General features: G+C 61.4%; 17 protein-coding genes and 1 tRNA gene. 6 read left to right on the forward strand and 12 right to left on the reverse strand.

Features of this window, described 5'->3' with window-relative positions; all coding sequences use genetic code 11:
• From glmU to CVS30_RS16105, 8 genes are all read right to left on the reverse strand, one after another.
• Complete coding sequence (gene glmU, locus CVS30_RS16070; RefSeq protein WP_110486574.1) at nt 1-1,461, reverse strand: bifunctional UDP-N-acetylglucosamine diphosphorylase/glucosamine-1-phosphate N-acetyltransferase GlmU; 1,461 nt, start codon at nt 1,459-1,461, stop codon at nt 1-3.
• Nucleotides 1,462-1,566: 105 nt separating this feature from the next.
• Nucleotides 1,567-1,638: transfer RNA gene (locus CVS30_RS16075), tRNA-Gln, on the reverse strand.
• 153 nt (nt 1,639-1,791) lie between these two features.
• Nucleotides 1,792-2,640, reverse strand: coding sequence for a putative endonuclease domain-containing protein (locus CVS30_RS16080; RefSeq protein WP_146233424.1), 849 nt, complete (start codon nt 2,638-2,640; stop codon nt 1,792-1,794).
• A gap of 238 nt (nt 2,641-2,878) precedes the next feature.
• The gene (locus CVS30_RS16085) at nt 2,879-4,657 is read right to left on the reverse strand and encodes an ABC-F family ATP-binding cassette domain-containing protein (RefSeq protein ID WP_110486576.1); all 1,779 of its coding nucleotides are present in this window, start codon (nt 4,655-4,657) and stop codon (nt 2,879-2,881) included.
• A gap of 41 nt (nt 4,658-4,698) precedes the next feature.
• Nucleotides 4,699-5,721, reverse strand: a complete 1,023-nt coding sequence (locus CVS30_RS16090) for a 4-(cytidine 5'-diphospho)-2-C-methyl-D-erythritol kinase (RefSeq protein ID WP_110486577.1) — start codon at nt 5,719-5,721, stop codon at nt 4,699-4,701.
• 2 nt (nt 5,722-5,723) lie between these two features.
• Nucleotides 5,724-6,602 (reverse strand): 16S rRNA (adenine(1518)-N(6)/adenine(1519)-N(6))-dimethyltransferase RsmA, encoded by an 879-nt coding sequence (gene rsmA, locus CVS30_RS16095; protein WP_110486578.1) that lies wholly within the window; start codon nt 6,600-6,602, stop codon nt 5,724-5,726.
• Nucleotides 6,603-6,703: 101 nt separating this feature from the next.
• On the reverse strand, nt 6,704-7,867 hold the full coding sequence (locus CVS30_RS16100; RefSeq protein WP_110486579.1) for a resuscitation-promoting factor: 1,164 nt from the start codon (nt 7,865-7,867) through the stop codon (nt 6,704-6,706).
• 258 nt (nt 7,868-8,125) lie between these two features.
• On the reverse strand, nt 8,126-9,019 hold the full coding sequence (locus tag CVS30_RS16105; protein WP_110486580.1) for a TatD family hydrolase: 894 nt from the start codon (nt 9,017-9,019) through the stop codon (nt 8,126-8,128).
• Nucleotides 9,020-9,190: 171 nt separating this feature from the next.
• Here CVS30_RS16105 and CVS30_RS16110 point away from each other — a divergent pair, with 171 nt between their 5' ends.
• The 3 genes from CVS30_RS16110 to CVS30_RS16120 are packed head-to-tail and all read left to right on the forward strand — an operon-like array spanning nt 9,191 to nt 13,952.
• Nucleotides 9,191-10,297, forward strand: a complete 1,107-nt coding sequence (locus CVS30_RS16110) for an AAA family ATPase (protein WP_220033940.1) — start codon at nt 9,191-9,193, stop codon at nt 10,295-10,297.
• A gap of 11 nt (nt 10,298-10,308) precedes the next feature.
• Nucleotides 10,309-11,652, forward strand: coding sequence for a DUF58 domain-containing protein (locus CVS30_RS16115; protein ID WP_110486581.1), 1,344 nt, complete (start codon nt 10,309-10,311; stop codon nt 11,650-11,652).
• Nucleotides 11,649-13,952 carry a transglutaminase TgpA family protein gene (locus CVS30_RS16120; RefSeq protein WP_181419834.1) on the forward strand — a complete coding sequence of 768 codons (2,304 nt, stop codon included), beginning with the start codon at nt 11,649-11,651 and terminating at the stop codon, nt 13,950-13,952. Before CVS30_RS16115 ends, CVS30_RS16120 begins: the two co-directional genes overlap by 4 nt.
• Nucleotides 13,953-14,064: 112 nt before the next feature.
• Here the strand turns inward: CVS30_RS16120 and CVS30_RS16125 are convergent, their stop codons facing one another.
• Nucleotides 14,065-15,561, reverse strand: coding sequence for an NAD-dependent succinate-semialdehyde dehydrogenase (locus CVS30_RS16125; RefSeq protein WP_110486583.1), 1,497 nt, complete (start codon nt 15,559-15,561; stop codon nt 14,065-14,067).
• 281 nt (nt 15,562-15,842) lie between these two features.
• Nucleotides 15,843-16,712, reverse strand: a complete 870-nt coding sequence (gene rsmI / locus CVS30_RS16130) for a 16S rRNA (cytidine(1402)-2'-O)-methyltransferase (protein WP_110486590.1) — start codon at nt 16,710-16,712, stop codon at nt 15,843-15,845.
• 123 nt (nt 16,713-16,835) lie between these two features.
• Here rsmI and CVS30_RS16135 point away from each other — a divergent pair, with 123 nt between their 5' ends.
• Both CVS30_RS16135 and CVS30_RS16140 read left to right on the forward strand, forming a co-directional pair.
• Nucleotides 16,836-18,557, forward strand: coding sequence for a dolichyl-phosphate-mannose--protein mannosyltransferase (locus CVS30_RS16135; RefSeq protein WP_110486584.1), 1,722 nt, complete (start codon nt 16,836-16,838; stop codon nt 18,555-18,557).
• A 107-nt stretch (nt 18,558-18,664) separates the two neighbouring features.
• Entirely contained in the window at nt 18,665-19,789 is a 1,125-nt protein-coding gene (locus CVS30_RS16140; RefSeq protein WP_110486585.1) for a hypothetical protein, read from the forward strand.
• Here the strand turns inward: CVS30_RS16140 and lepB are convergent.
• Nucleotides 19,786-20,529 carry a signal peptidase I gene (gene lepB, locus CVS30_RS16145; protein WP_110486586.1) on the reverse strand — a complete coding sequence of 248 codons (744 nt, stop codon included), beginning with the start codon at nt 20,527-20,529 and terminating at the stop codon, nt 19,786-19,788. The two genes, CVS30_RS16140 and lepB, sit on opposite strands and share 4 nt — an antisense overlap.
• Nucleotides 20,530-20,693: 164 nt before the next feature.
• Here lepB and CVS30_RS16150 point away from each other — a divergent pair, with 164 nt between their 5' ends.
• On the forward strand, nt 20,694-21,281 hold the full coding sequence (locus CVS30_RS16150; protein ID WP_110486587.1) for an arsenate reductase/protein-tyrosine-phosphatase family protein: 588 nt from the start codon (nt 20,694-20,696) through the stop codon (nt 21,279-21,281).
• A 112-nt stretch (nt 21,282-21,393) separates the two neighbouring features.
• Here CVS30_RS16150 and CVS30_RS17850 read toward each other — a convergent pair whose 3' ends face one another.
• The gene (locus CVS30_RS17850; RefSeq protein WP_146233425.1) at nt 21,394-21,972 is read right to left on the reverse strand and encodes a hypothetical protein; all 579 of its coding nucleotides are present in this window, start codon (nt 21,970-21,972) and stop codon (nt 21,394-21,396) included.
• Nucleotides 21,973-22,478 lie beyond the last annotated feature (506 nt).

Raw genomic sequence — 22,478 nt, forward strand, 5'->3', positions numbered from 1 at the left:
TTAGTTAGTGGCGTTTTCGGCAGCGGATTCCGCCGCGTGCGCGGGGATGCTGCCGGGCCGGTTCGCGGTGGTCCAGCCCTCAGCGTTGCGCTGCGGGGCAACGGTCAGCGTGAGCGCTCCGGCCGGAACGTCCTTGCGAACGATGGCGCCAGCGCCCGTGAAGGCACCGTCACCAACCGTCACGGGAGCCACGAACACGGTGTTGGAACCGGTGCGCACGCCCGAGCCGATCTTGGTCCGGTGCTTGTTGACGCCGTCGAAGTTGGCCGTGATGTTGCCGCAGCCGATGTTGGTGTCTTCGCCAATTTCGGCGTCGCCGGCGTAGCCGAGGTGGGACAGCTTGGAGCCGCGGCCGATCGTGACGTTCTTGGTTTCATAGAACGCGCCGATCTTGCCGTCTGCGCCGAGCACGGTGCCGGGGCGCAGGTAGGTGAAGGGGCCAACGTGGGCGTTCTCGCCGATGATGGCGCCGGATCCGTGGGTGCGAGTCACTTCAGCGCCCTCACCAATCTGCACGTCCGTCAGGGTGGAATCGGGGCCAACGACGGCGTCACGGGCCACGGTACTCTTGCCGTGCAGCTGGGTGCCGGGCAGGATCGTGACGTCCTCAGCAAGCTGAACTGTGGAGTCGATCCAGGTGGTGGCGGGGTCGATGATGCTGACGCCGGCGCGCATCCAGCCTTCGACGATGCGGCGGTTGTGCTCGGTGCCCAGCGCTGCGAGCTGGACGCGGTCATTGGCGCCTTCAACCTGCCAGCGGTCAGTCGTGGCAACGGCGGCGACGCGGCCGCCGGCGTTGCGGGCCAGCGAGAGCACGTCGGTCAGGTACATCTCGCCCTGGTTGTTGTCCGTGGTGACGCTCTTGAGTGCTTCGCGCAGGACGGCGGCGTCAAAGGTGTAAATTCCGGAGTTGATCTCACGGATTTCACGCTCTGCGTCGGTGGCGTCCTTGTGTTCCTTGATGCCGAGCACGGTGCCATCTTCGTGGCGCATGATGCGGCCGTATCCGGTGGCGTCCTCGAGCACGGCGGTCAAAACCGTCACGGCGTTGTTGTCGGCGTTGTGCGTGCCGACCAGTTCGGTCAGGAGCTCGGTGGTCAACAGCGGCACATCGCCATAGGTGACGACGACGGTTCCGGTGAGGAGTTCATGGGAGTCCAGGGCTTCCAGAGCCTGCTGGACGGCGCGGCCGGTGCCGGGAACTTCGTCCTGGTCCACGATTGTGGCGCTGTCATCGAGGCTCGTGATGTGTGCGGCGACGAGATCGCGTTCATGGCGGACAACCACGGCGAGCTTGGCAGGGTTCAAACCCTGTGCGGCTGCGATGGCGTGACCCACCATGGAGATGCCACCGATGGTGTGCAAGATTTTGGGTGTGCGTGACTTCATCCGAGTGCCTGCACCGGCAGCCAAGACGATGACTGCTGCTGGGTTTACGGTGGGGATTTCTTGGGGGCTCACTAAGTAGCACTCCTGCCCGGACCTGTAGTCCGTTTTCAAACGTACGCAATGGGAAACAGTTCCATGGTACCCGCTCGAGCCACTTGACAGATGCGCTCGATATTGTTCCGCCCATAGGATTCGAACCTATACTCCACAGCTCCAAAGGCTGGGGTGCTGCCATTACACCAGGGCGGACCATGCACTTCCCGCTCTTGGCGGAAGGTCACGAGAATATAGTGTGCCATGACGAGGGCATATTTCGCGAGTTGAGAGCGCCGTCGCGTGCATATTTCTCAATGCCCGGTGGCCAACGTCACATAGAAATCCCGGAAGCTGGCGGCGCCCACCTCATCTCATCCCGGGCAGCTGCGTTGCACGAATCCGTTTGAGGGCCTGTTCCACCCATCCGAGCATGATGTGCGGCTGATAGAGCGCCACCGCCGCCGGAATTCTCAGACGCCACATCCCTTCAAGGACGTACATGGTGTCTCGGCGCAGATCTTCCTTCCACGCAACTTGATCGTTGTGATAGGCCTCGCCATCTATTTCTAAGCCCAGAATCCCATCGACCAGGATGTCTAGGTGACCTGCATTCCGGATGTACGCCTGGCCTTGGACGTTGTAGCCAGCCGCGCGCAAGGTGTATCTGCAACAGGTTTCCGTAATGGCCATGGATTGCGGATCGATCATGTCCACGATGGCGCGCCCGGCAGCATCCGAGCGGGTGCTGAACGAGGTGCGGAGGCTATTGATGGAGCATTTCTTCGTGACCACGGCAGATTCGAGCACAATCAGGGCTTCTAGTTCGCTGCCGCATTTCACGCATTGATGCAAAATGTCCATGAGGCTCTGCCGTCCGCTGACGCGATGGCTCACGCAGCCCGGAACTGGGCGGCCATGTGCCGTGGCGACATGGAGCTTGCCCGGCTTAGTCAAGAGCCACAACCCCAGCCCGGTGACGGCACTCAGGCAGCTGCGCCGGGCTTGGTGACTGGCCAGAAAGGCATCTTCGGCAGAAATCTCTGGCAGGCCATAAACGCCTCGGGCGCAATGTACCAAGCGCCCGTCAGCGACGGCCTGGCTGATGCTGCGGCTGGAGTAGCCGCGGCTCGCGAGCACATTCTGCCGTGCTGTACCGCCGCATGCGGCTATAAAAGTTTCCAAGGGCGGCCGTTGACGGCTTCTGCGTGGGCTCATGACACCAGATTCGGCGATGCCGCGCCGCGGCGACAGGCCCAGTGCCGCCAAGGTGAATAAAATACCCGGTTGCCCCTGCTGTGGAGGATGCAATCCCCCAGTTCGGGGATCCCCCGGCGTCTGAATGTTCGGTTCTGCGTTGAGTTGGATACGAACTTGCCGCACAACAGTGTTGTGCGGCAAGTTGGCGCCGAACTTTACGCAGAACCGAACATTCACCGCAGAATGGGCGCGAATGCTACTCGAGAACCTCGGAGGCGCCGAGCCATTCCAGCTCTAGGCCTTCGCGCTCTTCGGCCAGCTTGGCCAGCTTGGTCTGAAGCTCGCCCAGGACGTCGTAGTTACCCACATTCTCAGCCATCTGGGCGTGAATCTTGGCATCTGCTGCCGAGTTCTTGCCCAGTTGGCGCTCCAGGCGGTTCAGCACCTTGCGGGCATCACGCTTCTGCGCCTCGGTGGGACCGGACGGTGCGGGGGCAGCAACGGGGCTGCCGGAGGACGGTGCCAGGCCGGCCTTCTCGCGCAGTTCCAGGTACTGGTCCACGCCGCCGGGCAGGCCGCGCAGCTTGTTGTCACCCAGAAGCGCCATCTGGTGGTCAGTGACGCGCTCCAGCAGGTACCTATCGTGCGAAACCACAACCAGCGTTCCCGGCCAACCATCGAGGACGTCTTCCACGGCCGCGAGGGTGTCGGTGTCGAGGTCGTTCGTGGGCTCATCGAGCATGAGCACGTTGGGCTCACCGACCAGCAGGCGCAGCAGCTGCAGACGACGGCGCTCACCACCGGAGAGGTCCTTGACCATGGTCCACTGCTTGTCCTTGGTGAAGCCGAGCTGCTCCACGAGTTGGCCGGCCGTCATGTCCTTGCCACCCACATCGAAGGAGCGCTTCTCCCGCTCAATGACCTCGATGACGCGCATGTTCAAGACATCATCCAGCTCACGCACTTCCTGCGTCAGCACCGCCGTGCGGACCGTGGTGCCGGTCTTGACCTTGCCGGAAGTGGGTTCCACCTCGCCGTTGAGCAGGCGCAACAGTGTGGTCTTACCGGCACCGTTGACGCCGACCAAGCCAAGACGCTCACCCGGAGCCAGGCGCAGCGTGATCTTGTCGAAGAGTGACTTCTCGCCGTAGCTCAGCGAGACGTCCTCGAGGTCGATGACGTCCTTGCCGAGACGGGCCGTGGCCATCTTCGACAACGCCACGGTATCGCGAGGCTCGGGGACGTCAGCGATGAGCTCGTTAGCTGCCTCGATGCGGAACTTCGGCTTGGCTGTACGGGCCGGGGCGCCGCGACGCAACCAGGCCAGTTCCTTCTTGACCAGCTGAACGCGCTTGGACTCGATGACGGAATTCATCCGGTCACGCTCGGCGCGGGCCAAGACATAGGCGGCGTAACCGCCGTCGAACGGGTCAATGATGCCGTCGTGAACTTCCCAGGTACGGGTGCACACTTCATCGAGGAACCAGCGATCGTGGGTGACCACAACGAAGGCGCCTTCGTTGGCACGCCAGCGCTGCTTGAGGTGTTTGGCCAGCCAGGCCACACCCTCCACGTCGAGGTGGTTGGTGGGCTCATCGAGCATGATGACATCGTCATCACCAATGAGCAGCTTGGCCAACGCCACGCGGCGCTTCTGGCCGCCGGAGAGCGAGTGGATGTTGGCGTGCCAATCCACCTCGCCCACGAGCGCGCCCATGATTTCACGGATCTTGGGGTTGGAGGCCCATTCGTGATCGGCGGCCTCCCCCACAATCGCGAAGCCCACGGTGTCATCGCCGTCGAGCACGTCGGTCTGGTCGAGGTAGCCGACCTGAACGCCGCCGCGCACGGTGACGCGACCGGAGTCTGCCGTCTGCCGCCCGGACAGGAGGCGCATCAGCGTGGACTTGCCGTCGCCGTTACGCCCCACGATGCCAATGCGGTCCCCTTCTTCAAGACCGACGCTGACACCGTCAAGGACGGTTCGGGTGGCGAAGGCAACGCTAAGATTTTCGCCGCCAAGCAAATGAGCCACGTGGTACCACTTTCCTTCAAGAATTAATGAAACAAGAAAATTTAGGGGATGATTGCTGCGCCGTGCACGGGACCTGTCACGGCCCACGCCTCATGGCCATGGCCCGCCAACGCCGCCGCCACAGCCTGCGCATGATCGGCATCCGCGACCAAGAAGGCCAGGGTTGGTCCGGAACCAGAGACAAGCGATGCCAGCGCACCGGCGTCCTCACCCTGTCGCAGAACCTCGGCCAAGGACGGCGCGAGCGATACCGCAGCCGCCTGCAGATCATTGTGCAGCCACGGAGCTAAGGCCTGCGCGTCCCCGACTCGCAGTGCGGCCAGCACTCCTGGATCAATCTGCCCCGGTTCCGGGACCTCCGCACCAGCATCGGCGCGTAGCTGATCCAAAGTTCCGTAGACGCGCGGCGTGGAGAGTCCAAAGTCGGCCGGCACCAGAACCCAATGCAGCGGAGTGGGGGCCAGTGCGGCTGTGAGCTGGTCACCTACGCCAAGTCCGACGGCGGCACCCCCCAAGAGCGCGAACGGCACGTCAGCTCCCAATTCAGAGCCCAACTGGGAGAGTTCTTCCCGGGATAACCCGGTGTGCCACAGCGCGTCGCAGGCTACCAACGCCGCAGCGGCGTCGGCCGATCCCCCGCCCATGCCACCGGCGATGGGAACCCGCTTGGTGATCTCAATATGCGCGCCAGTGGGATTCTCGGAAATTTCGGCAATCAAGAGCGCGGCGCGCACGGCCAGGTTACTGGCATCCAGGGGAATCCCGGCAAGCAGATCGGCGTCGAGGGTGCTCTCGGGGCTGATGCTGACGGTGATATCGGTGGCCGGTGTCCCGGGCTTCGAGGTCACGGCCAGCTCTTCATAGAGCGATACCGCCAAATAGGTGCTGGCGACGCCGTGATAGCCGTCCTCGCGCAGCGGGCCGACACGGAAGAAGGCATTGATCTTGCCCGGCGCACGAACCTTGACGCGCCGGGGTGCTTGCGCCCAGGCAGGTTCGCCGGCAAAGGGATCAAGGGCTGTTGTGGCAGCCCGCCGGGATTCGGCCTTCTTCGATGTGTCCATGGCTACGCCGTGAAGGGAAGCTTGGCTTCGGCGATCCGGGCATAGGCGGCCACATCGATGACCTCGCCGCGGGCGCTGGGATCCACTCCGGCCTCACGCAGGTACTTCTCTGCCTCGGCAGCGCCACCGGCCCAACCAGCTAGGGCCGCACGGAGCGTCTTGCGGCGTTGCGCGAACGCTGCGTCGATGACGGCAAAGACCTGCTCGCGTGAGGCCCGCGTGACGGGAGGTTCGTGGCGGACAAAGCCCACCAGGCCAGAGGAAATCTTCGGCGCCGGCCAGAAGACGTTCATGCCGATCACCCCGGCCTTACGCATCTGCGAATACCAGGCGCCCTTGACCGACGGCACGCCATAGGTCTTGGAGCCGGGGCCCGCCACCATACGGTCAGCCACCTCATCCTGAACCATGACCAGGCCATGCTTCAGCGACGGGAAGTGTTCCAGCAGGTGCAAGACCACGGGTACGGCGACGTTGTACGGCAGGTTCGCCACGAGCGCTGTGGGCTCGGCCGGCAGTTCGGTGACCCTCATGGCGTCGGAGAGTACGACGTCGAGATTGCCCGCCAATTCTGGGCGGAACGCGGCAACCGTCGACGGCAGCTTCGCGGCGAGGACCGGATCGATCTCGACGGCGACCACGCGGGCGGCGGCATCGAGCAGGCCAAGGGTCAACGAGCCCAGGCCAGGGCCCACCTCCAGCACTGTCTCACCGGGGTCAACGTTGGCTGCGGCGACGATGCGACGGATGGTGTTGCCATCGATAACAAAGTTTTGTCCCAGCGTCTTTGTGGGGCGCACACCGATTTCTTCCGCGAGTCGGCGGATTTCGGTGGCACCTAGCAGTGGCAAGGGTGTGGGGCTGGGATCTGTGGAGGTCACTGAACAATGGTATCTGCTATTAACGCACACACTCCCCTGACTGTGCCGAAGCTATCAAGGGAGTGTGTGTAAAACGTGTGAATCTTAGCTGACGCTAGTGCCTAGCCTGCTGCGTGTGCGCAGCCCCAGGGCTGCAAGCCGCGGGTTGCGTAAACCTTGTTGGCGATGTCAATCTGCTGAGCCTTCGTGGCCAAGCTCGCATTGGGAGCGTAGGCTCCACCACCGGCACCGAGCCAGGTTCCGATGTCGAACTGCAGGCCGCCGTAGTAACCGTTGCCGGTGTTGATGGACCAGTTACCGGTTGCCTCGCACTGGGCGATGGCGTCCCACATGGCCTCGTTGGCCATGGCCGGGGCAGCTGCTCCGGTGTTTGACCCTGCAGCGGTCGTGGTCTTTTGCTTCGCAGCGGGACGTTCCTTGCTGCCGACGGAAATCTTCTCGACAACTGCTTCCTTGACAACCTTCGAGGCGATTTCGGTGCGGCTGACGACGGCACCATCAACGGTGACCGTGCGGAAAGTCTTTTCGACGGATCCGGCGACACCGGCCGTCACCGTCTTCTTCTGGTCTACGTAGAGGGCTGCATCGGTGCTCTCGACGGTTTCGAAGGGAACGTCCGAGGCCTCGGTAACGGTGCCTTCGGTGTTGACGCGGCTGACCTTGACGACCATGTTCTCAACGACGGTGGCAACACCGGGTGCTGAGACGCGATCTTCCTTACCCAGTGTGACTCCGGTTTCAGCCAAAAGGTCTGAGACGTCGTGAGCCGTAGTGGTGGTGACCCGCTTCTTGCCATCGGCAACAACCGTGACCTGCTTGGGGGTGATGATGCTAACTTCACTCGAGTTCGCCAGAAGCGTGTCCACAGGAGCGGAGATCTTGGCATTCGCGGCGATGCCCAACTGGCTAATCAAGCCGCTGATTTTTGTGGAAGTCGTGGTCACGCGCTGCTCGGCACCATCGAGCTTGACCGTGATGTCTTTAGCCGTGTTGACGGTGATGACGTCACCATCTGCAACTGCGCTATCCAAAGCCGGAGTGACGTGGTCTGCGCCGCTGACGGAAATGTCAGCAACCTTGAGCACATCGGCCACGGATCCGCCGTGGGCTTGAACTGAACTGCTCTGACCATCAAGGACCAGTGTGAAGGTCTTGTTGGCCGTGACAAACGCCATGACGCCGGCAACGAGTGCGAGCAAGATGGCCGCCTGGCAGGCAAGCTTTAGGTAGCTCAGTTTGCCATTTACGGTAAAGATTGAAGACACGAGTGCTCATAACTACTAGAGGACCCGGGCACGGAAAAGTAGAGAGCATTTCATCCCTGACGTGCGCACCACGCACGTGGGCACAGATCTAGTTCAAAATGTTCCTGCGAACGGAAGTGATGAGCTCTTTTGAACGGTGAGCGCACCAGCATTTTGTCCGTTGGCCTTCCCCGACCACGGCTAATAGTCACTCAGCGTAACCTAATCGTGACCTGATGGACAAGGTTTTTCTTGCCAAAAGTGACCAGTCGTACAGGGCTAATCGGTCCAAGAGCCGTAAAAAGCCTCGGTATTTGTGGCGATCTGCCGGCAGAATTCTTCCAGATCTCGACCCATCAATTGACTCATGCTTTGCACCGTGTACGGCAGCATATAGCTGGCATTGGGGCGCCCTCGGAAGGGATGTGGCGTCAAAAATGGTGCGTCGGTCTCGGCCATGATGAGCGCCGGATCGGCAACAGCAAGCGCGGCGCGAAGATTGTCGGCATTTTTAAACGTCACGGTGCCCGAAAAGGACATGTACCAGCCGTTGTCATTGCAGATTTGGGCCAGTTCAGCGTCTCCCGAGAAGCAGTGAAAGACCAGCCGGGAGGGTGCGCCGACCTCGGCCAGAATCTTCAGAACATCTTCGTGCGCGTCACGGCAATGAATCTGCAAGGCAAGGTCGCGGCGCTTGGCAATATCCAGGTGCTCCCGGAAGGAATGATGCTGTGCGGCAACGCCTTCTTCTCCGGTCCTGAAATAGTCCAATCCCGTTTCGCCGATGGCCCGGATGCGAGGATGGGCCGCCATGGCGTCGATCTCGGCCAATGCTGCTTCCAGTTCACCCGCGTCGGCCAACTCGGGTGCGTCGTTGGGATGGATCGCGACGGCGCCCAGCAACCGCGGGTCGGCGTCCACCGCGGCCACCGCGAACCGGGAGGAGGGCAAATCGCAGCCAACCTGCACGGCTCCGGCAATGCCCACTGCCTCGGCTGCATCAAGGGCGGCCGTCAGCTCGACGGGGGTGTCCCCAAAGTCAAAGTGTGTGTGGTTGTCATAGACCGGGAAAGGTAAGGCCAGCGGGGCCGGGGCAAAGTCGCCGCGACGAGTTTCGCCGTCGTTCTTGAGCATTTCCGGGCGGTAAGGGCGAGGGACATCTTCGGAGCACATGGTTATTTACTGTACCCGCCCGGGACCTCCAAGGCTGATGAGTGAGGGCAGATTTGTGTCGCTGGGTGGGCTGATCTGCGGGCAAGTTAGCGCTAAAACGAGGCCAAGCTAGTAGCGTAGGTCACAACATCCGATAATTCTTGAATCGGACGCCAATTGGGAAGGTGGGGCATGCACCCTCAGGAGACTTTACTGACAGCCACTTCGGCGGTGGCGCCTCAGGCTCCGCAGCGCCGTCCGCGATCGGCCGATGCGAGAGTTGAGGGTACATCTCCCATGAGCGACGAGCACTTTTCCGCGCTAAGCACCGAGATTATGCGTGTCATGAATACCGTCATCGATGGCAAGGAAGAGTCGGTCCGGCTGGCGCTGACAGTTCTCCTGGCCGGCGGGCATCTGCTGCTGGAGGACGTGCCCGGGGTGGGCAAGACGCTGCTGGCCAAGACGCTGGCCCGGACAGTTGACTGCTCGGTCAACCGGATCCAGTTCACGCCGGATCTGCTGCCCAGTGACATCACCGGCGTGTCCATCTATAACCAGTCCTCGCAGGTCTTTGAATTTCGCCCCGGGGCAATCTTCGCCAATATTGTGATCGGCGACGAAATTAACCGCGCCTCGGCCAAGACCCAATCCGCGCTGCTGGAATCTATGGCCGAGCACCAGGTCAGCGTGGATGGCACTACCTATAACCTGGACGAACCGTTCATGGTCATCGCAACACAAAACCCCGTGGAAATGGAAGGTACCTACCCCCTCCCCGAGGCGCAACGAGATCGTTTCATGGCGCGCATCTCCCTCGGCTACCCGGATACGGCGGCGGAACTGGCCATGCTGGAAAGCCATCAATCCGTGAACCCTCTCGACGCGGTCCAGGCCGTGGTGAGCGCCGCACAGGTGGCCGACATGATTGAAACCGTCGCTGCCATCCATGTGGCTCCCGCCGTGCGTGCTTATGCCGTGGCTCTGGGCCAGGCCACGCGCACGTCGCCGCAGTTGCGTCTGGGCGCCAGTCCCCGGGCGCTGCTGCAGCTCTTGCGGGCCGCCAAGGCTGCTGCGGCGTTAGCCGGGCGTGGTTTTGTGCTGCCGGATGACATTCGCGATTTAGCTCATCCGGTGTTGGCCCACCGGCTGCTGATAGAACGTAGCGCGGCCAGCCAAGGTGTGAGCGCCGATTCTGTCATCACGGAGTTGCTGGCGACCGTTCCGGTCCCGGGCGCGGCTCCGGGCGCGACGATCGGCCGCACGCCGATCCCCCGAGCCACGAGGGATTCCCGGTAGGCGGTCCGGGCGTGCCTCTTCTACGATTCTTTCGCCCTCGCGGCTGGATTCTCTTAGCCATCGGCGCACTGGCACTTCTGCTGGCCCTGTACTTTGGCCGCCGAGATTTGCTCATGGTCGCCATTTTCTGCTGTGCCCTACCAGCCGTTGCCTGTGCGTCCGTCTACCTGCTCAAGCCCGGATTCACGGTGAAACGCACCCTCGCTCCGGCTCTGGGCCGTGTGGGGTCGCCCGTTGCCGTGACCTTGGACGTCCACGGACGAACTCCCGGCGGCGGACGCACCATGCTGGTGGAGGACTTGCCCGTCAGTTTCCGCGATGTGCCACGCTTCAGCCATCCTCGTCCCGTGGCGCCGCGCAGCCTGCTGAGCCGATACACCTACACGCTCCATCCGGCCCACCGCGGCATCTTCACGATCGGTCCCCTGAGCGGCCAGTTTGCCGACCCCTTCAACGTCAGCTCCTATCACCGCGGACTGGACGACGGCGCCCGGCTCACCGTGGCCCCTGCCGCCGTGGAACTGCCCGCGATTTCCCTCAGCGATGGCAGGGGCCACGACGGATCGCACAGCACCCCCGAGCTCGCCCATGCGAGCCAGGACGATGCCATGACCCGCGAGTACCGCTACGGTGATCCGCTGCGTCGCGTTCACTGGGCGGTAACCGCGAGTCAGGGCAAACTCATGGTGCGGGCCGAGGAGTCTGTCACGACCCCCGAGGCCGCCCTGATCCTTGATCTGCGAAGTTTTGCCTTCGGCGAGCGCAGCAGGGCTATCGAGCGTTTTCAGATCGCAGGTCACAGCATGGTGGGGCTCCCGGAGCTTCGCACCACGGCACTGTTTGAAACAGCGGTTGTTGCGGCGGCCTCCATTGCTACCCACCTCTTAGAACGCGGCTATGTCCTCCGCGTCCTAGACCATCAGGGTCTGCCGGGCTTCTCATCTTCCACCTCGGCCTCAGATCCCGGGGTCGCCGAGTACAGCGGAATCCAGGGTGTCTTTGATGTGGCGACGGCGCTGGCGGCCCTTGAACTCAACGAAAGCGCGGACAGCCCGTCACTCCCCTTCGCCAACGAACTTGTTCACAAGCTTCATGAGGGCCGGCGGCGCGGCCCGCTCGTCGCCATCGTTGGCATGCTGGGCGAAGGCGAGGCGCATCTTCTGGCCCAGACGGCCGAGTCCACCCAGAGCGCCTTCACCATGATTCTGTGCCCCGACCCAGATCTCGCCGATCCCGCAATCGCGATTCTGCGCCGCGCGGGATGGCGCGCCACCGCGCTCACCCCGGCCATGGCGCTCGAGCAAGCCTGGCTGCAATTGTCCCAGCCGTCCGCAATCTCGGGACGGCGTATATGAGTCGCGGTATTTTCGCCACTCCCCGCACCGGGCCAGCCCGCTGGGTGCTCGCGGTGGCCATCCTTGCCGCTGTCATGGGCGCCTCGCTGAGTCTGGGCGGAGTGCTGACGGACTTTGGCTGGTGGCCGCGGGCCGTCGTGGTGGTGTCCGGTACGCTCCTGCTACCGACGCTCTTACGCCGCTACCCTGCCCTTGATGCCTACGCTCCTCTAGGTGCACTGGCGGGCTGGCTCCTGAGCCTGACTTTTGTGTTCTTCCCCGGTTCCTCGCTGCTGGGCTTCATTCCCACACTAGCTACGGTTGATGCTGCGCTAGCGATGGCGTCGGAAGCGTCCACCACCATCATGAGCAGCAATACCCCGGTGACCTCCACGGTTCCCTTGTTCTTCCTCGTGTGCGCAGGCTTGGGGTTCGTGGCGTTATTGATCGATACAGCCGCGATCACCGTGGCCATGCCGGCCGCCAGTGCCTTGGGCTTGATCATGGTCATGTTGCCTCCCGCGTTCACCACCAAGGGCGGTATTGGCACGATGGGGTTCATCGGTGCCGCCGCCGGTTTCCTGCTGATCCTTGGCTGCTGCCAGTGGTATGCACCCGAGGGCAAGGTGCGAGCCACGGGTGTGCGCTTCTCCAGCGGCACCCTGTCCCGCGCGTCGTTGCTTGGCGCCGCCGTCGTGCTTGTCATGGCCTTTGCCCCCACCATTATTCCGGGCTTCACGGAAGGCTCCTTCCCTCAGGGCTCGCGGCTGGATCAGTCGGGTACCGGGACGCGGCTGGACCCGATGATTTCGCTCGGCAACGATCTCCGGTCCCAGTCGACCGAGGTGAATCTGACGTATCTGAGCACCACGGCGCAGCCACAATATCTGCGCCTGAGCACGCTGGAGAACTTCACGGGCAAGTCCTGGCAGCCCTCGGACATTCCGGATTCGCTGCCGTCTGGCACCACGAACCTCGTGCCGGCCGCGGGCCCCTCCCCCACGGTCACCACGGCCGAAACGCTCACCATGGTGACGATTGAGGCGCTGCGCAGTGAGTGGCTGCCGGCCCCGCTGTCCCCCAGCAAGGTCGAGAATCTCTCGGGGCAGTGGCGCTGGAATCCTGCCACGCAGACCATCAAGGGGCGCTTCATCTCGACCCTGGGCCAGTCCTATCTGGTACGCAGCGAAACGCCGGTGCTCTCGCAGGCGTCCCTCGAGGCGGCGTCGGGCGATCCGAGCGGGGTGGATCCGGTGTTCCGGCAGCTGCCCAACGATGTCCCGGCGCTCGTGAAGGACACCGCCTTGTCGGTGGTGGGCACCGAGACCGACGCCTTCGCCAAGGCCGTGGCGCTGCAGAACTATCTGCTCTCCTCCGAATTCCGCTATGACCTCAACACGCCAGCCTCGGCGGGATATGACGGCTCCGGCATGGAGGTGCTCGAGGCGTTCCTGACGAAAAAGAGCGGCTACTGTGTGCACTTCTCCGCAGCCATGGCCGTCATGGCGCGCGAGGTGGGCCTGGCCTCGCGCATTGCGGTGGGCTATGCGCCGGGGACTCGCACCACGGCGGTGGGCGAGATCGAGGGCCGCCAATTGCGCGGGTACGAGGCCACGGGGCAGGACGCCCACGCCTGGCCGGAAATTTACTTCGAGGGCCTGGGCTGGGTGCCGTTTGAGCCCACCCCCTCCCGCGGCAGCGTCCCCGACTACACGCAGGAGGAAAGCACCTCCGTTCCCACGGCCGATGCCACGGCCGGCCCCAACGATGTCCCGACGGCCACGGCCACCGCGACGGCCACCCCCAGCACGGCCGCACCCCTTGCCGGAGGTGAGCAGGCCACCTCACAGCTGGGCCCGGTCCTGAAGTCCTCGGCGATCATTGTTTTGCTGCTCTTGCTGGCTTCCGTTCCTGCGGCTCTCCGCCTCCTCGTACGACGGCGCCGCCTGGCCCGGGTGCGCGGCGGTACCGGCGCTGATCCTCAGCCAGGTGACGACGCCCGAGCCCCCGAGGTTCTGGCATGGCGCGAAATGTTGGCCACGGCCGCAGATTATGGCTGCCCCATCGATCCGGCCCTGACCCCTGCCCGGCAGGTGGCAGGGGTGGCCGAGCGGCTCGGCGGTACGACGTCCCCGGCATTGGCCCTATTGCTGGACAGCTACGAGCAGCGGGTCTTTGGGCCGCCAACGCCATCCCCCGCCGGCCGGGAGGACCTGGTCGACGCCGTCGAGTCTGTCACCGCCAGGCTGCGGTCCCGGGCGACGACATGGGGGCGGTTCAGGGCGCGGGCTCTTCCGGCATCCCTCATCTCCCGCCCCTAGAAACGCCGCACCACATTAGTGCGTTTAAACCGTTACGCTCCATCACTTTGCGGAACACAGTGATGGAGCGTAATGGGCCTAAGACCCCGGAGGTGGCGCCTCCTCTAGAGAACTAGACGTTGTTGGGGTTCGCCATGCCCACGTACTGGGTGTACTGGTATTCCTCGATGCCCTCGACACTGCCCTCACGGCCCAGCCCGGACTGCTTGACACCGCCAAAGGGGGCCGCGGCGTTGGAGATGACGCCAGCATTCAGGCCCATCATGCCGGTCTCGATGCGGTTTGCCATGCGCATGCCTCGGTTGTGATCCTTCGTGAACACGTACGCCACCAGGCCGTACTCGGTGTCGTTGGCCAGAGCAACGGCCTCATCCTCGTTCTTGAACGTGACAATCGGGGCCACGGGGCCAAAGATTTCCTCGCTCAGGATGCGAGCGCCAGGCTCCACACCGGTGAGAACCGTAGGCTGGTAGAAGTAGCCGGCTCCGTCCACGGGGGCGCCACCAACAAGGGCAGTGGCGCCGTCGGCCACGGCGTCGCTGACCAGCGAGTGCACCTTGTCGCGGCTCTTGGCGTCAATCAAGGGGCCCACCTTGGTGTCCGGGGCAGTTCCACGACCCGTGGTCATGGAGCTCATCTTGGCGGCGAACTTCGTGGCGAACTCCTCCGCGACGGATTCGTGCACAAGGAAGCGGTTGGCTGCGGTGCAGGCCTCACCCATATTGCGCAGCTTTGCCGCCATGGCACCGTCTACGGCGGCGTCAAGATCGGCGTCCTCGAAGACGAGGAACGGCGCGTTGCCGCCCAACTCCATCGAGGTCCGCAGCACATTGGCAGAGGCATCAGCCAACAGACGCTTGCCCACGGGAGTGGATCCGGTGAAAGAGAGCTTGCGCAGGCGGCTGTCCTTGATCAACGGTCCCGTAACTCCCCCGGCGTCGGTGGTGGAGACAACATTGAGCACACCGGCAGGCAGGCCGGCCTCGATCATAATCTGGGCAAAAAGGTGGCTGGTCAGCGGCGTAAGGTTGGCCGGCTTGAGCACCATAGTGCAGCCGGCGGCGATGGCCGGGGCAATCTTGCGGGTGGCCATCGCGAGCGGGAAGTTCCACGGGGTAATCAGCAGGCACGGCCCAACAGGCTTCTTCTGCACCAGAATGTGCTGAGTACCCTCGGGGTTCGACGAGTACCGGCCAAAGGAACGCGAGGCCTCCTCGGAGAACCAACGCAGGAATTCGGCGCCGTACTTGACCTCACCCATGGACTCGGTCAGCGGCTTACCCATTTCCAGGGTCATGAGCAACGCAAAATCATCCGCCCGCTCCATGACCAGGTCAAAGGCCCGACGTAAAATCTCGGCCCGAACCCGCGGAGCCGTAGCAGCCCATTCCTCTTGGACGGCCACAGCGGCATCGAGCGCGTCGGCACCGTCTTGCGCCCCGGCGTCGGCAATCTCCAGCAGCGCCCCACCGGTGGACGGATCCTCCACCGTGAAGGTCTTGCCCGACGCAGCGCTGCGCCACTCACCATTGATGAGCAGCCCGGTGGGAACACTGGCCAGCAGCGCGGTTTCGCGTTCGGTCAATTCGGTTGCGGCGATCACAGTCATGGTGACTCCTTCGTCTTGTGCCGCTTCCCAGACAGGGCGATGCGGCGGCGTGGTGTGCATTAAATTCACGGTAGTTCCCGCCGCCTACGAATGTCTACGCATCCCCGCACTGCCAACCAGCCTTTCCCTGTGCATTTGTCCAATGTTCGACGGCGGACGGGTACGGCAGCTGCCTCCTCGCCCGAGGACGGCCCCTTAACCAACGTTGAGGCGCCATATAATGCCCCTTAGAACGTTCTAAGGGGCATTAAATGGCGACTCAACGAAGAGGCGGAGGCGTTTTAGGCTCGTGCGGCCAAAACGGCGCTGTACAGCTCACGCTTGCTGACGTGAACATCGTGCGCCACGACGGCCACGGCTTCCTTCATGCGCATACCCTGCCCCATGAGCTCATTGACGGCGGCCACGTGGTCCTCGGGCGTGCCGGGGTCTGCATCGAGCGCGCCGCCCACAACAATCGCGATCTCACCACGGATCTGGGTGGTTTCGGCCCACTCGAGCAATCCGGACAGCGGCTTGCGGATCACTTCTTCATAGGTCTTGGTCAGTTCCCGGCACACTGCGGCCGGACGAGCCGGACCAAAGGCGGTGTGCAGGGCGCGCAGCATGGCCTCGAGCCGGTGCGGCGCCTCAAAGAACACCATGGTGCGCTTCTCTATGGACAGATCGTGCAGGCGCGAGGCGCGCTCCCCTGACTTGCGGGGCAGGAATCCCTCAAAGCTGAAGCGGTCGGTGGGCAATCCCGACAACGCCAGCGCGGTCAGCACAGCCGACGGGCCAGGCGCCGCGGTAACCTTCACGCCCGCTTCCACGGCTGCAGCCACGAGACGGAAGCCGGGGTCGGACACCGACGGCATACCGGCATCGGTCACCATCAGCAGCGTCTTGCCCGTCTGTACCTGGGTCAATAGCTCGGCGGTCTTTACGGCTTCGTTGTGCTCGTGGTAGCTGATGATCTGCCCGGCGACCTTGACGCCGAGGCTCGTCACGAGGCGGTGCAGGCGGCGCGTATCTTCAGCCGCCACAATGTCTGCCGCACCCAACCACGCAATGAGGCGTGATGAGGCGTCGCCCATATTTCCGATGGGGGTCGCCGCCAAAACGATGAAGCCCTCCCCCGGCTTGATCGACGGCGCCAGGCTTGAATCCATGGGTCCTTCGGCCACTTCTAGACCGGCTTGCGATCCATCTACTGCGTTGTCATTTTCTTGGCCAAAGTCATCTTCCATGACTCCAGCGTAGTTGCCACAGCAACAGAGTCCCACTTAGGTAGCATGGAGACCGTGCAACCCCACGCTATGGATACCGCGCCGCCGGCCCCGGACCGAAAAGTTCCAGACGACCACCCTCACGGTTCCCACGCGTCCCGCGCCAGTGCACAAACGGCCAAACCGTGGGTTCAGGACCCTCAAAACGCCTTCACGCGGACCGCTCTGAAGGAGCGTCTGTTGGGCCGCCACTTCACGCCTCCGGGACTGCGTCTGTGGTTTTGGTTGGCCCCGGCACTGACGGCGCTCATCGGCGGGCTGCTGCGTTTCATTCGCCTCGAGCAGCCCACATCTCTGGTCTTCGACGAGACCTATTACGTCAAGGACGCCTACAGCTTCCTGCAGAGCGGCTACGAGCGCAATTGGGCCGAGAAGGCCAACGACCTCTTCAACCAGGGCATCTTCACCAGCCTTGAAAGCACCGCCGAATACGTGGTCCACCCACCCGTCGGAAAGTGGATGATCGCCTTCGGCATGTGGATTTTCGGCTCCGACAGCACCTTTGGCTGGCGATTTACGGCCGCCCTCGTGGGCACACTGTCCATCTTCATCCTGGCCCTCATCGCCCAAAAGATGTTCCGCTCCACGCTGCTGGGCGCCATGGCCGGCCTGCTCTTCGCGGTCGACGGCCACGCCATTGTCCAGTCGCGCACCTCGTTGCTGGATATTTTCGTGATGTTCTTCGCCCTGCTCAGCTTTGGCGCCATCCTCATGGATCGTGATGATGGACGACGGCGGCTCGCGGCTAAGCTCTCGCAGCTCGCCACAGCAGCTGGACCAGACGGCACGATTCCAGCCAAGGTTCTGGTGTACGGCCCCTGGCTCGGCATCCGCTGGTGGCGTCTGGCAGCAGGTGTGTCGCTGGGTTTGTGTATCGGCACCAAGTGGTCGGGTTTGTTCTTCCTAGCAGGCTTCGGACTGCTGAGCGTGCTGTGGGATATGAACGCTCGCAGGATTGCTGGCATTAAGTTCTGGATCGCCGGCGCCATCTGGAAGGACGGCATCCTGGCTTTCGTCAGCATGGTTCCCGTGGCCGCTGCCACCTACATTGCCACCTGGACCGGCTGGTTCCTCTCCAAGGACGCCTACGACCGCAACTGGGCCGCCACGAATCCCGCCGGCCCATGGGGCTGGGTACCGGATTCGCTGCGCTCGCTCTGGCACTACCACTCCACGGCCTACAACTTCCATACGGGTCTCGGCTCCGATCACCCCTACAAGGCCAATGCCTGGTCTTGGTTCGTCATGGGCCGCCCCACCTCGTTCTACGTCAAGAACTTTGAAAATGGCGACGGCGGCTGTGCCGTAGATAAGTGCACGGCGGCCGTCACAAGCCTCGGCAACCCTCTGATCTGGTGGGGCGGATCTCTGGCGATCTTGTTCCTGATTGGCGTCTGGATCGCCAAGCGTGACTGGCGTGCCGGCGCCATCCTCTTGGCCTTTGCCGCAGGGTTCCTCCCTTGGCTCTTCTACCCGCTGCGCACCATCTTCTTCTTCTACGCGATTGCGTATGAGCCGTTCATGATCCTGGCGCTTGTCATGGCGTTGGGCATGATCATGGGCAAGCTCGGCGATCCCCCCTGGCGCCGAGCCCAGGGCGCCACCGTGGTCGGCATCTTCTTGGTCCTCACCGTGGCGCTGAGCGCGTTCTTCTACCCCATCTGGGCCGCCGAGATGATCACACAGGACTATTGGCGCCAGCATATGTGGCTGCCCAGCTGGATCTAACCCCACCACGAGTTTGGCCTAGCGGGTCCGACTCAATAAGCTCGAAGAAGTTTAAGTACTCCACCGTCAGTGGTTACCTCTGGCAGTTACAGCGATTAGGACCCCACATGCCAGGCCCCGCCTCCCTCGAGACACCAGAAACCACCCTCGAAGCGACAGTCCCCACGACGGACACGGCATTGAATACCGTCCAGATCGACGCCATGGGCGTGGCTTTGGACGTCATAAATCTTTCCGACGGCGAAGCTGCGCAGTTCCGTCAGGCTTGGTCCCGCTGCCTCATTGAACCGGCTCAAACCTCCGTCGGAGTAGTCACTCGTCCAGCCGGAGACTTTGAACGGGCTAATGAGTATCTAACGTCGACGATTACGCTGGGTGCCATCGAGTATCTGGCAGGACAGTTCATGATGTTCCATGCCTGTGGCCTGTCCGATCCGCTCACTGGTGCAACAGTTGCATTCATTGCGCCTTCAGGAACGGGCAAAACCACGGTGGCTCGCACGCTCGGCACCGACTGGGGCTATGTCAGCGATGAAACCATCACCGTTCATTCTGACCTCAGCATTATCTCCTACCCCAAGCCGCTTTCCGTCAAGCAGCCGGATCCGAAATCTCCCAAGCTGCAAGAGGGCCCGGACTCATTTTCTTTAGGGGCCACTCCACCTGCACCCGTGCTGAGCAAGATCACCTTGCTGAATCGTAGAAGTGAAAGTACGCCTGTATCCCTTGAACCCGTGCCCTTGGCCGCCGCCGTTCTTGAGTTGACGCCGCAGCTATCAGCCTTGGCAAAAATGGATCGTGGCCTCGTTCAGCTGTGCACCATGATTCAGGACTGTGGCGGAGTGCAGAAAATCATTTACTCCGAAGCTGCAACCATTGCCGGCATCCTGCCCGACTTAGTGAAAGGCAACGAGCGGACGGAGGCGTCCGAGTGGTTCCCTCTGGAGCTCACCGTCGACGAAAAAGACGCAATTACCGGACAGGGGCTACGTCGAACAGAAATTCAAGATGGAGTCGAAATCGATGGAGCGGTCTTCTTGTTGGTGAACTCCAAAGTGCTAGAGCTTGGTCCCTTGGGCGCTCTGGTGTGGAAGCTCGCAGAGTCATGGATCAGCAAGGAGACATTGTTGGAACAAGTTGTCGTGGAAATTGGTGACCATCCAGCTGCTGCGGAGCTACTGGATGTGGCCATCGAGGAACTGCTATCTTCCGGTGTTCTGCAGGCCCTCTAGCGAACCCCACCGAAGCGGGACAAGGGCAGGACAACTGCGAAAGTATGGCCGATGACGTCGTCGACGGACACCAGCTTCAGGCAGTCCTCAGTTGCGTCCATGCCGCGGCAGGCGAAGACCGAATCCTTAGAGTTTCCACGATTGTCTCCCATGACCAGCAATTTCCCTTCGGGAACCTTAAAGGGGCCGAAGCAGCGCGAACTCGTGGGCGTACTATCGCAATTGATGCCTGCAGGCTCAAACGTCGGATTTCCCTGAATATATGGTTCATCCTGCGGTAAATCATTGATCGTGAGCTGACCGGCGCTAGTGCAGCAGTCGACCACATCACCGGGGATTCCAATGACGCGCTTCACGAGAAACTTCTCATGGGAAGGACCGATGCTGGTGACATCGCCAAAGTAACGGATCAGCTTCTTAGCCACATTGCCCTGGCTGGGTTTCACCTCTTGCCATGCCTCATCGGCCTTGAAAACTACAACGTCACCCCGGGGCGGGACGCCACCGGCATAGGCCGTGCGGTTCACCAGGATCTTGTCGCCCACTTGAAGTGTCGCCTGCATAGAACCTGAGGGCACCACGTACATCTTGACGAAGAAGGTCTGTACGAGCGCTATGACGACAACCGCCGCGAGGACATTGATAATGAGCGATCCCACAGTGCTGTGCCGGAAACGCGCCCATCCCCCGGGCTTCTGGTCTCGTCTTTCGGATGTTCCTTGCTGCTTCTCACGAGCCATGCGTTTGATATTCCTCAGATGTTAGGAAACGTGTTTGACACAAGATATTCTTCATTTCTCTCGTCCAGCCTAAGTGATTCCATGGATTTCGCTAAGTCATGACTTTCTTTGCTAGCAACTACAGCCGTTCTGGAGACGTGGATCAGCCGGGATAGAATCATTTTATGATTCATTTGCTAACAGTTTGTACTGGCAATATTTGCCGTTCGCCTTTTGCCGAGCGAATGCTGCAGGCAGAATTCGACGCATTACGACCAGGCGTATTTTCTGTGCGAAGTGCCGGCACGGAATCCTTGGTTGGCCATGAGATGGAAGCCGAATCGGCCGAACTGCTCTCAGCCTTCAACGGCTCAAGCGATGGCTTTGCATCTCGTCAGCTGACCCCACAACTGTTGACCAGCATGGACATGGTCCTGACGATGACAGTGGATCATCGCGATGCCGTCATCAAAACGAGTCCTCGTATGCTCAAACGAACGTACACCCTCATCGAATTCGCGCGTATTCTCAAAGAGATTCGCATAGCCAAGAATTCCGACGTCGTGACCGGCACCGACGCCGACAGTGTGCAGCGGCGTTGGACAACACTCCCCGCGCTTGCGGCACTGCACCGCTCCACGGCACATCCCGCTTCGGAGAGTCAAGACGTTATTGACCCGTTTCGCCGCAGCCCTGAGATTCACCAGCAAATGGTGGAAGAAATCTTGCCGGCCATAGAGGAAATCCTGGCCTTTGAACGTTGGTGCGCATAAATTTAACGATAGAAGCGGTGAACGGCCGGGGCGTGCCCCGTCCGTTCACCGCTTCCTATTTCATAGGCAGGGAAAATTAAATATTGTTGCCTAATGAAGTGATGAGTCGGCACTATCGCCGTACGTAGTAGTAATCCTGCTGCGTATCCGCAGAACCCCCATTAGCATCCAAAGCACGAGCAAGCACGATGTAGGGCCCTGAGTCGCCCACAGGATGAGCCACAGCTAGCCGTGTACGTGCCGTAACGATCAAGGCGGGTGCTAATGCGCCAGCGGCGACTGATCCACTGTAGGTGACTTCAACTATCCAACGATTTAGATCCGTATTCACACTGATACCAGTAATAACCCAGGGTGCATTAACCGTAAATTCACCAGGGGATTCACCTGGAATAGACCCTTGATCAAACGTCACTTGTCCGGAGACACTTGGCGCCGCATCAGGACCAGAGTTAAAAAACGAAACGAACGTATTGAACGTCTGATTAGTACCCAGCACTGATTGTCCGTCGATCTGAGTGGGAACAGCCGGTGCGACATTGATCGAACTTACGCTCAATGTGTAATTAGTAGGCAGGATTGACGCTGACGCCGTGGGCGCCGCAACTGCTGCAACAATAACTGGAGTGGTCCAAACCACAGATTTAACGATGTTCCGTCTCGCGAATTCTTGACTTTTATTAATTTCCAAATCAATTCCTAATTATTAATGAATGTCCGCAATCGATATTACCCAAAGAAGACAATTCTATTTTCATTATTGCCGATTAACTACCTTCAATTACTAGCGCCACATTCTCGATGTTAATTTTCAAAACTCATCCCTCTTTAATAATTTTCGGAGTCATCCAAGGAATGAAAGATCGTAAGCACTTTCGCTTGCACACAGAGACTGTAGTGCGATTGCCATTGCTTGCAACTACCTCTGCAATTCACAATCACTCTCTACTCTGCCATCAAACATTGAGATAAGGGCCTTTCTAACCCAATCACGAGGCGAAGCCACCCTGCACCCACCCCGCACCCACCCTCATCCCCACGAGAATGTCCAATACATCAACTTCGGTTACCGAATTTTGCATTCACCATCAGAACCCAAAAAGCATAGCTCCCAATTCTATGTTAGCGGCCATGAAAAACTGCCCATAGGCGGCCACGAAAGTGCCCACTGATGGCCAGCAAAACTGCCCATTGGTG

This window comes from Arthrobacter psychrolactophilus, from assembly GCF_003219795.1.
Taxonomy (GTDB): Bacteria; Actinomycetota; Actinomycetes; order Actinomycetales; family Micrococcaceae; genus Specibacter; species Specibacter psychrolactophilus.